This is a genomic window from Aeromicrobium sp. REDSEA-S32_B7, from assembly GCF_001626145.1.
Classification (GTDB): Bacteria; Actinomycetota; Actinomycetes; order Propionibacteriales; family Nocardioidaceae; genus Aeromicrobium; species Aeromicrobium erythreum.
Genome location: NZ_LUNF01000267.1, coordinates 1 through 9,146 on the forward strand (window position 1 = coordinate 1; position 9,146 = coordinate 9,146).

The 9,146-nt window shown below is 72.7% G+C and carries 7 protein-coding genes and 2 pseudogenes; 1 reads left to right on the forward strand and 8 read right to left on the reverse strand.

Features of this window, described 5'->3' with window-relative positions; all coding sequences use genetic code 11:
- The 8 genes and pseudogenes from A6Q79_RS16180 to A6Q79_RS16210 all read right to left on the reverse strand — a co-directional run.
- Positions 1–598, reverse strand: a 598-nt coding sequence (locus A6Q79_RS16180) for an XRE family transcriptional regulator (protein ID WP_317698772.1), incomplete at its 3' end; no start/stop codon positions are given.
- Positions 599–608: 10 nt separating this feature from the next.
- Positions 609–1,754 (reverse strand): annotated as a pseudogene (locus tag A6Q79_RS16185) (allantoate amidohydrolase); the annotation flags it as partial.
- 48 nt (positions 1,755–1,802) lie between these two features.
- The gene (locus A6Q79_RS16190) at positions 1,803–2,984 is read right to left on the reverse strand and encodes an FAD-binding oxidoreductase (protein WP_286690284.1); all 1,182 of its coding nucleotides are present in this window, start codon (positions 2,982–2,984) and stop codon (positions 1,803–1,805) included.
- Entirely contained in the window at positions 2,981–4,312 is a 1,332-nt protein-coding gene (locus A6Q79_RS16195; protein WP_286690285.1) for an FMN-binding glutamate synthase family protein, read from the reverse strand. The genes A6Q79_RS16190 and A6Q79_RS16195 overlap by 4 nt, the downstream gene beginning before the upstream one ends.
- A gap of 17 nt (positions 4,313–4,329) precedes the next feature.
- Positions 4,330–5,073, reverse strand: a complete 744-nt coding sequence (locus A6Q79_RS16200; RefSeq protein ID WP_083516184.1) for a protein glxC — start codon at positions 5,071–5,073, stop codon at positions 4,330–4,332.
- Entirely contained in the window at positions 5,061–5,957 is an 897-nt protein-coding gene (locus tag A6Q79_RS16205; protein ID WP_067853951.1) for a glutamine amidotransferase, read from the reverse strand. Before A6Q79_RS16205 ends, A6Q79_RS16200 begins: the two co-directional genes overlap by 13 nt.
- Before the next feature lie 38 nt (positions 5,958–5,995).
- Positions 5,996–6,400, reverse strand: coding sequence for a hypothetical protein (locus tag A6Q79_RS18730; RefSeq protein ID WP_369038018.1), 405 nt, complete (start codon positions 6,398–6,400; stop codon positions 5,996–5,998).
- Positions 6,361–7,146: pseudogene (locus A6Q79_RS16210) on the reverse strand (hypothetical protein); the annotation flags it as partial. The gene A6Q79_RS18730 and the pseudogene A6Q79_RS16210, both read right to left, overlap by 40 nt.
- 322 nt (positions 7,147–7,468) lie before the next feature.
- Here A6Q79_RS16210 and A6Q79_RS16215 point away from each other — a divergent pair.
- Entirely contained in the window at positions 7,469–8,713 is a 1,245-nt protein-coding gene (locus A6Q79_RS16215) for an ammonium transporter (protein WP_286690287.1), read from the forward strand.
- Positions 8,714–9,146: the final 433 nt, after the last annotated feature.

Here is a 9,146-nt window from a genome sequence, read left to right on the forward strand (position 1 = left end):
CCTTGAGCTCGACCGGGCCGTGGGCGCCCTCGCCGTCGAGCTGCAGGGAGTCGCCGGGGCCGAGCTCGTAGGTCTCGCGACCGTGGCCGTAGACCATGCGGCCCTCGAGGACGTGCAGGAACTCGGTGCCCGGGTGCTGGAACAGCGGGTACGTCTGGCTGTCTTCCGTCAGGGTCACCATGAGCGACTCCAGCCGCTTGTGCTGACCCCGCAGCGCACCGAGCAGCTCGTACTCGTGCCCTTCCTTGGTGCCGTGCCGGGCGATGCGCGGACCCTGGCCCGCCGGCGTGAACACGGCCTGACGCTCCTCGTCGGCGCCGCGCACGAGCGACGTGACCGGCACGTCGAGCCCGGTCGCCAGACGTTGCAGCGTGGCGAGGCTGCACGACGTCTGCGCGTTCTCGATCTTCGACAGCATCGCCTTCGACAGCCCCAGACGCTGCGCCATGTCGGCGACCGACAGCCCGGCCGCCGTGCGGTGGTGCCGGACGTTGACCGCGATGGCCTGCTCCAGCGCCATCGCCTCGACCGGCTCCGCCGGATCGCGGTCGCGGGCACTGCCGGCGGCGTTGCGCAGCAGCGGCGCGTCGTCGGTCATGCGGGCGATCCTAGCGGGGCTCCCGCGGCACGAGCAGGTCCTGCAGCACGTCGGCGAGGGCGGCCGCACCGGCCTCGGCGTCCGCGTCGTCGACGTGCTCCTCCGGGGAGTGGGAGACCCCGGTGGGGTTGCGCGTGAAGAGCATCGCCGACGGCACGTGCGCCGCCAGGACGCCGGCGTCGTGCCCCGCGCCCGTCGCCAGCACCGGCGCGTCGGGCAGCACGCCACGCAGCCGGTCGCGCAGACCCGCGTCGAAGCGGACCTGCCCGCTGTAGGACTCCTCGACCAGCTCCACGGTGCAGCCCTCCGCCGCGCACACGGCGTGCGCCGACTCGAGCACCTGCGCGACGAGCGCGCGCGTGACGTCGTCGTCGGGGTGGCGCACGTCGAGCCAGAGGTCGACGCGCGACGCGATGACGTTGGTGCCTCCCGGCACGGGCTGCAGGCGCCCAACCGTCGCCCGAGCATCGTGGCGGCTGCGGGCGAGGTCGCGGACCGCGACGACCACCTGCGCCGCGGCGACCATGGGGTCGCGCCGGTCGGCCATGAGCGTCGCGCCGGCGTGGTTGCCCTCGCCCGTGACGGTGAGCCGCCACCGACCGTGCCCGAGGATCGAGGAGGCGACGGCGACGGGCTGGTCGAGGTCGACGAGACCGCGCCCCTGCTCGACGTGCAGCTCGACGAACACGCCGATGCGCCGCAGCGCCTCGTCGTCGCGGCCGAGGTGCACGGGGTCGAGGCCGGCGCCAGTGAGCGCGTCCGCGAGCGACGTGCCGTCGGCGTCCAGCAGGCCGAGCACCCGGTCGGGGTCCTGCTCGCCGGTCATCAGCTGCGAGCCGAGGCAGGCGCGCCCGAAGCGGCCGCCCTCCTCCTCCGGGAACGCGACGATCGCCAGCGGGCGCTCGCCGCCGACGTCGCGGGCGTCGAGGAGGTCCAGCGCCGCGAAGGCGGACGCGACGCCGAGCGGTCCGTCGAACTCGCCACCACCGGGCACCGAGTCGAGGTGGCTGCCGGTCACGACGGCGTCGTCGAGCGACCCGCCCGGCCCGGGCCGCCACGCCCAGAGGATGCCGTTGCGGTCGGTGACGACGTCGAGCGAGCGCCGCGCCGCCTCTGCCTCGAACCACGTGCGCAGCTCGAGCTCGGCGGGCGCGTACGCGAACCTCGAGCCGGCGGGACCGCGTCGGCGACGGCGCGGCGCCGGTCACCGCATCTCCCCCGCCCCGACGTACGGGTGCAGGCTGGTCAGGAGGTCACCCTCGGCGAAGCGCGACAGGCGGAAGTCCGACGCGGGCACGTCGGGGTCGGTGCTGTCGCCCTCGAGCACGAGGTCGGCCACGAGGTCGCCGACGGCCGGGCTGATCTTGAAGCCGTGCCCGGCGAAGCCCGCGGCGAGCACGAGGCCGTCGACGTCGCCGACGGGTCCGATGACCGGGTTCCAGTCGGGCGGGACGTCGTAGACACCCGCGTAGGTGTGCGTGACGGAGGGGTCGGGGAAGCCGGGGAACCGGTGGAGCAGCTTCTCGGCGTACGCCTCGAGGCTCGCGTCGCTCGCGTGGTTGGAGTAGTGGTCGGGGTCGACGAGCTTGCGGCCGAAGTCGGCGTGGTCGCTGTTGCCCACGAGGAACTGCCCGGACCCCTCGAGACGGCAGTACTGCAGGCTCACGAGGTCCGAGACGACGGGCAGGTCGGGCAGGGGCGCACCGGTGTCGACGACGAGCAGCTCCGAACGGTAGGCCTCGACCGGGAAGTCCACGCCCAGGTCGGCGAGCAGCCGCGCGGACCACCAGCCCGCGGCGACCACGACCAGGTCGGCCTCCACCACCTCGCCGTCAGCCAGCTCGACCCCCGTCACCCGGCTGCCCGACGTGACGACCCGCGCGACCGGCGCGTTCTGGCGCACCCGCGCACCGTGGGCACGGGCCCGCTGGCCGTAGTGCAGCGCCAGCTGGGTGGCGTCCGCGAACCCGCCGCGCGGCTCGTAGCCGCCGAGCGCCACGTCGTCGACGTTCATCATCGGCCACAGCGCCGCGACCTGGTCGGGGTCGACGAGGTCGACCTCGATGCCGAGGCCCTGGTGCATGGCGGTGTTGTCCTTCAACGGTCCGGCGTTCTCCTCGCCGACCACCACCGTGTAGCCGACCTGGCGGAAGCCGACCTCGGCGCCGAGCGCCTCGAACACAGGCAGGCTGCGCCAGGCCATCGCGGCGATCGACGGCACCCCGTAGTGCGCCCGCACGATGCCGCTGGACTTGCCGGTGCCGCCGCTCGCGAGGAGCCCGCGCTCCAGCACGAGCACGTCGGTGAGCCCCCGCTCCGTGAGCGCCCGCGCGATGGACAGCCCGATCAGCCCACCGCCGACGACGACGGCACGCGACGCGCTCACCAGGACCCGCCCGCGGTCTGGCCCGGGATCCACGACGTGCCCGCGAGCGGCACCCTCGCCATCGCGGCAGCCTCGATGGTGATGGCGACGAGGTCCTCGGGCTCGAGGTGCTGCAGGTGCGCCTTGCCGCACGCGCGTGCGATGGTCTGCGCCTCCATCGTCAGCACGCGCAGGTAGTTCGCGAGCCGCCGACCGCCCTCGACCGGGTCGAGCCGCTGCTGCAGCTCGGGGTCCTGCGTCGTGATGCCGGCCGGGTCCTTGCCCTCCTGGAAGTCGTCGTAGGCCCCGGCGCTCGTGCCGAGCGCCTCGTAGTCGGCCTGCCACCGCGGGTCGTTGTCGCCGAGCGCGACCAGGGCGGCCGTGCCGATCGCGACCGCGTCGGCCCCGAGGGCCATCGCCTTCGCCACGTCGGCGCCGGTGCGGATGCCGCCGGAGACGATCAGCTGGACCTTGCGGTGGACGCCGAGCTCCTGCAGGGCCTGGACGGCCTGCGGGATCGCCGCGAGCGTGGGGATGCCGACGTGCTCGATGAACACCTCCTGCGTGGCGGCCGTCCCGCCCTGCATGCCGTCGACCACGACGACGTCGGCGCCGGCGTGCACCGCCAGCTTCACGTCGTAGTAGGTGCGCGTGGCGCCGACCTTCACGTAGACGGGCTTCTCCCACTCGGTGATCTCGCGGAGCTCGCCGATCTTGATCGTCAGGTCGTCCGGGCCGGTCCAGTCGGGGTGGCGCGACGCGCTGCGCTGGTCGACGCCCTGCGGCAGCGTGCGCATCTGGGCGACCCGCTCGGTGATCTTCTGCCCGAGCAGCATGCCGCCGCCGCCCGGCTTGGCGCCCTGGCCCAGCACGACCTCGATCGCGTCGGCCTGGCGCAGGTGGTCGGGGTTCATGCCGTAGCGCGACGGCAGGTACTGGTAGACGAGGTGCTTGCTCTGGCTGCGCTCCTCCGGCGTCATGCCGCCGTCGCCGGTCGTCGTCGACGTGCCCACCTCGCTCGCGCCACGGCCCAGCGCCTCCTTGGCCCGGCCCGACAGCGCACCGAAGCTCATGCCGGCGATCGTTACTGGCGTCTCGAGGTGCAGGGGGTACTTCGCGTGCCGGTCGCCGAGCACGACGTCGGTGCCGCACCGCTCCCGGTAGCCCTCGAGCGGGTAGCGCGACATGCTCGCGCCCAGGAACAGCAGGTCGTCGAAGTGCGGCAGGGCACGCTTGGCGCCCCAGCCGCGGATGTCGTAGATGCCGGTGTCGGCGGCGCGCTGGATCTCCGCGATGGTGGCCGGGTCGAAGGTCGCCGACGTGCGCGGCTGCGTGCGGTACTGGGTCATGGTGGCTGCCCTCGGTGTCAGTAGGCCGACGTGTTGTCGACGTGGAAGTGGTAGAGGCTGCGCGCGGAGCCGTAGCGCGTGTAGGCGTGGGTGTCGTCGTCCTCGTAGCCGGCGCTCTTGAGCAGCGTCGCGAGCTCCTCGTGGTGCTCGGGTCGCATCTCCTTGGCCACGCAGTCGGCGCCCAGCGACGCGACCGTGCCGCGCACGTAGATGCGGGCCTCGTAGATGGAGTCGCCGAGCGCGTCGCCCGCGTCGCCACGGACGACGAGCCGGCCGGCCTGCGCCATGAAGGCGCTCATGTGGCCGATGCTCCCGCCGACGACGATGTCGACGCCCTTCATCGAGATCCCGCAGCGGGCGGCGGCGTCGCCCTCGACGACCAGCAGCCCGCCGTGGGCGGTGGCGCCCGCCGACTGCGACGCGCTGCCCTTCACCCACACCGAGCCGCTCATCATGTTCTCGGCCACCCCGACGCCCACGTTGCCCTCGACGACGACGTCGGCCGACTGGTTCATGCCCGCCGCGTAGTAGCCGACGTGGCCCTTGACCGTCACGGTCATCGGACGGTTCAGCCCGACCGCGACGCTGTGCCGACCCGCCGGGTGCGTGACGACGACGTCGTCGGCGCCGAGGTCGGGGTCGTGCAGGCGCGCGTTGACCTCGCGGAGGGTGCTGACGGCGAGGTCGAGCTCGAGCGTGGCGGCCATGGTGGGGTCCTTCCGGTGGGAGGTCGGGGTGGGCGTCGCGGTCAGCGGGTCCATGCGTAGATCCGCTCCGGCTCCGGCTCGAACAGGCGGGCCGACTCGATGCCGGGCAGCCCCACGAGCGCGCGGTACTCCGACGCCATCGCGACCCAGTCGTCGGTCTCGGCGACCACGGCCGGCTTGCAGGCGATGGCGTCGCGCACGACGGCGAAGGAGTCGCGGTTCGAGACGAGCAGCGTGTAGAAGCCGTCGAACGTACGGCACAGCTCCTTGAGCGCGGTCTCCACGTCGAGCCCGTCCTCGAGGCACTGGGCGACGAAGCGGGCGCCGACCTCGGTGTCGTTGCCGCTGTCGAACCGGACGCCGCGCGCCTCCAGCTCGCGGCGGATCGTCGGGTAGTTGTGGAACGAGCCGTTGTGCACCATGCACTGGTCGGGCCCGACGGCGTAGGGGTGGCTGCCCGCGGGGGTCACGGCCGACTCGGTGGCCATGCGCGTGTGCCCGACGCCCTGCCAGCCCTGCGCGGACGGGAGCCCGAAGGTCGCGGCGAGGTCGCGCGGACGTCCGACACCCTTGAGCACGGCGAGGTCCTCGCCGAAGCCGATGACCAGCGCGTCCGGCGCCGTCGCGCGCACCGCGGCGGCGAGCGTCGACGCCTCCACCGGCCCGTGCACGAGCAGCGTCGGGCCGGCGGTCGTGACGTCGACGTCGCTGCCCACCGCCGCCGTCAGCTGCTCGGCGAGCGTCGTGGCGTCGACGCCGTCGGCGAGCACCGACACGGTGGCCACGCCGGGCGGGGCCCAGGTGGGGTCGCCGTAGACGGCGACCCCCGCGGAGTCCGCACCGCGGTCCTCCATCTCGCAGAGCATGCCGGTGAGCAGCTCACCGAGTCGGGGATACAGGTCGGGGTTGCGGAGGTGGAGTCCGACGATGCCGCACATGGGGTGTCTCCTTCGAGGTGCGTCAGGGGTGGGGCGGCTCAGAAGGCCGTCAGGTAGTGGTCGACCTCCCAGGCGCTCACCTGGCTGTGCCAGGTGAAGAACTCCTCGCGCTTGAGGTCGGCGAAGTAGCGGGCCACGTCGGGGCCGACGCTGTCGAGCACGCCCGACACGGCGGGATCGGCCTCGAGGGCCTCCACGGCGTGCAGGAGGGTGAGCGGCAGGGGCGCGCGGTCGGCGTCGTCGCTGCCGCCGGGCGCGCCGGGGTCGAGGCGACGCTCGACGCCGTCGAGCACCGCGCCGATCGCGCCGGCAGCCGCCAGGTACGGGTTGGCGGAGCCGTCGCCGCCGCGCAGCTCGATGCGGTTGCCGTCGGGCACGCGCACCAGGTGGGGAGGCCGCGCGGGTCGTCGGCCGCGGGGAAGAGCGGCTCGTCGTCCTTCCACAGCGACAGGTGCATGTGCAGCCCGCTGCCGGTGCGGTCGCCGAACGGCTTCGGCATGAACGTCGCGGTCATGCCGCGCTGCTCGGCGAGCATCGAGATCAGGTAGCGCGCGGTGATGACGCGGTCGGCGGTGGTGAGGACGTCGGCGTAGTCGAAGTTCTGCTCGAACTGGCCGTTGCCGTCCTCGTGGTCGTTGGCGTAGTTGCCCCAGCCGAGCTGGTTCATCGCCGTCGAGACCGACGCGAGGTGGTCGAACATGCGGGTCACGCCGCGCGCGTCGTAGCAGGGGCGCGCGGCGGAGTCGGAGGGGTCGGCGGTGACGAGCGCACCGCGCTCGTCCTTGGCCACGAGGAAGTACTCGATCTCGGCGCCGAGGTAGACCGACAGGTCGCGCTCGGCGGCACGCTCGATCATGCGGCGCAGGATGACGCGCGGGGCGAAGCGCCACGGCTCGCCCTCCACGTGGGGGTCGCAGTGCACGAGGGCGAGGCCCTCCTTGACGAACGGCACCGGCGTGAACGAGGCCGGGTCGGGGATCGCCATGATGTCGGGGTCCTTGGGCTCCTGACCCATCGCTCCCGCCGCGTAGCCGGCGAAGCCGACGCCCTCGCGGGCGAGCTCCTCCACCGCCTCGACGGGCACGAGCTTGGCGCAGGGCTTGCCGGTGAGGTCGACGAACAGGGCCAGGATGAACGTCGTCCCGCTCTCCTTGGCCAGGGTCGCCAGGGGGGATGCGGTGCTGGTCATGCTGCTCCTCGGGGGTGCCGCGCCGGTGCGAGGCCCTCGTCGCGAGCCTATCCACTGGCGTGAATCTTTGTCTACTTTGAGTAGACAGAACGCAGATGACGGTCGTGTTTCCCGAGCGTGAGAAGTCCGTGACGAGACGCGGCCTCGAAGCGGCCGCCGGGGCGCGCCGGACGAGGGCGCGTCGAGTCGCCGCGGGACCGGGAAGGCGGTCCAGGTGGTGCGACGCAACGTTGTTACGTCGACGTCATGTCAACGCAAAGTAGACAGAGTCCACTGTGCTGAGACGCCCGCGGGAGTGCGGGCCACAGCAGGAGACATGGACATGGACACAGGCACCACCGCCTTCATCCTGAGCTGCATCATCGGTCTGACGATGATGGTGCCGGGACTGGCGCTCTTCTACGGGGGCATGGTCAGCGTCAAGAGCAGCCTCAACATGATGGTGATGACGTTCGGCGCCGTCGCCGTCGTCGGCATCCTCTGGGTGCTCTTCGGCTACTCGATGGTGTTCGGCGACTCGTACGGGGGCGCCGGGCTGCTCGGCAACGTCACCGAGTACGCCGGGCTCGGCGGGGTGCTCACCGAGAAGGACACCGCGCTGCCGCTCGCGCTCTTCGCCGTCTTCCAGGCGCTGTTCGCGGCGATCACGGTCGCGATCATCTCCGGCGCGGCGGCCGACCGCATGAAGTTCAGCAGCTGGATGGTCTTCGCCGCCGTCTGGGCGGTGCTGGTCTACTTCCCCGTCGCGCACTGGGTGTTCGCCTTCGACGCGACGGACGGCTCGACGGTCGGCGGCTGGATCGCGAACAAGCTGAAGGCGGTCGACTACGCCGGTGGCACGGCCGTGCACATCAACTCCGGCGCGGCAGCGCTCGCGATCGCCATCGTCCTCGGCAAGCGGCGCACATGGGGCACCGCGCCGCGTCCGCACAACCTGCCGCTGACCCTGCTGGGCGCCGGTCTGCTGTGGGCCGGCTGGTACGCGTTCAACGGCGGCTCCGCCCTCGCCGCCGGCCACAACGCGTCGGTCGTCATGCTCACGACCTTCGTCGCCACGTGCGCCGCGATGCTCGCCTGGCTCGGCGTCGAGATCGTCCGCGACGGCCACGCCACGACCATGGGTGCGGCGTCGGGCGCGATCGCGGGCCTCGTCGCCATCACCCCGTCGTGCGGCGCGGTGAGCCCCATGGGCGCGATCCTGGTCGGCGTCGCGGGCGGCATCGTGTGCCCGCTCGCCCTCGGCCTGAAGGAGCGTTTCGGCTACGACGACTCCCTCGACGTCGTCGGCGTGCACCTCGTCGGCGGCGTGGTCGGCACGCTCATGGTCGGCCTGATCGCCACCGCCGACGCCCCCAGCGGCCAAGCCGGCCTGCTCCACGGCGGCGGGCTGCGCCTGCTCGGTGTGCAGGCCACCGCCGCCGGCGCGGTGCTGGCCTACTCCTTCGTGCTGACCCTCGTCATCGCGCTGGCGCTGAAGAAGACGATCGGCCTGCGCGTCGACCCCGACCACGAGGAGGGCGGCCTCGACTCCGCCCTCCACCGCGAGCGCGCCTACGACCTCGCCTGACCCCCACGCGTCGGCCCCGGACCCCGGTCCGGGGCCGATTTGCGTCCCGCCCCACCCCCACCGCCCGGGCCTGTTTGCGTGGGGCCCCACGTAAACAAGCTCGCCCCCACGCAAAGTGACGCCCCCAGCGCACGTTGACGTGGGCCCCACGTGAACCGACGCCCGCAGCGCACGTTCGGGTGGGGCCCCACGTGAACACGCTCTCCCCCACGCAAGCTGACGCCCCCAGCGCACGTTTGCTTGGGGCCCCACGTAAACGTGCACCTGCGATGGGAGCCGTCACGGAAGGACGGCTGCGCCGTGGAGGGTCCTCCCGATTCCTGTCGGAGTCTCCTCGCTGGCGCTCGGAGCGCAGGACAGGAGCCGTCCCTGAGGGACGGCTGCGCCGTGGAGGGTCCTCCCGATTCCTGTCGGAGTCTCCTCGCTGGCGCTC

Bases quoted from the DNA above. Each gene is read 5' to 3' on its own strand.
- A6Q79_RS16215 (WP_286690287.1), top strand. From the start codon at position 7,469: ATGGACACAGGCACCACCGCCTTCATCCTGAGCTGCATCATCGGTCTG.
- A6Q79_RS16205 (WP_067853951.1), bottom strand. From the start codon at position 5,957: ATGTGCGGCATCGTCGGACTCCACCTCCGCAACCCCGACCTGTATCCC.
- A6Q79_RS16195 (WP_286690285.1), bottom strand. From the start codon at position 4,312: ATGACCCAGTACCGCACGCAGCCGCGCACGTCGGCGACCTTCGACCCG.
- A6Q79_RS16200 (WP_083516184.1), bottom strand. From the start codon at position 5,073: ATGGACCCGCTGACCGCGACGCCCACCCCGACCTCCCACCGGAAGGAC.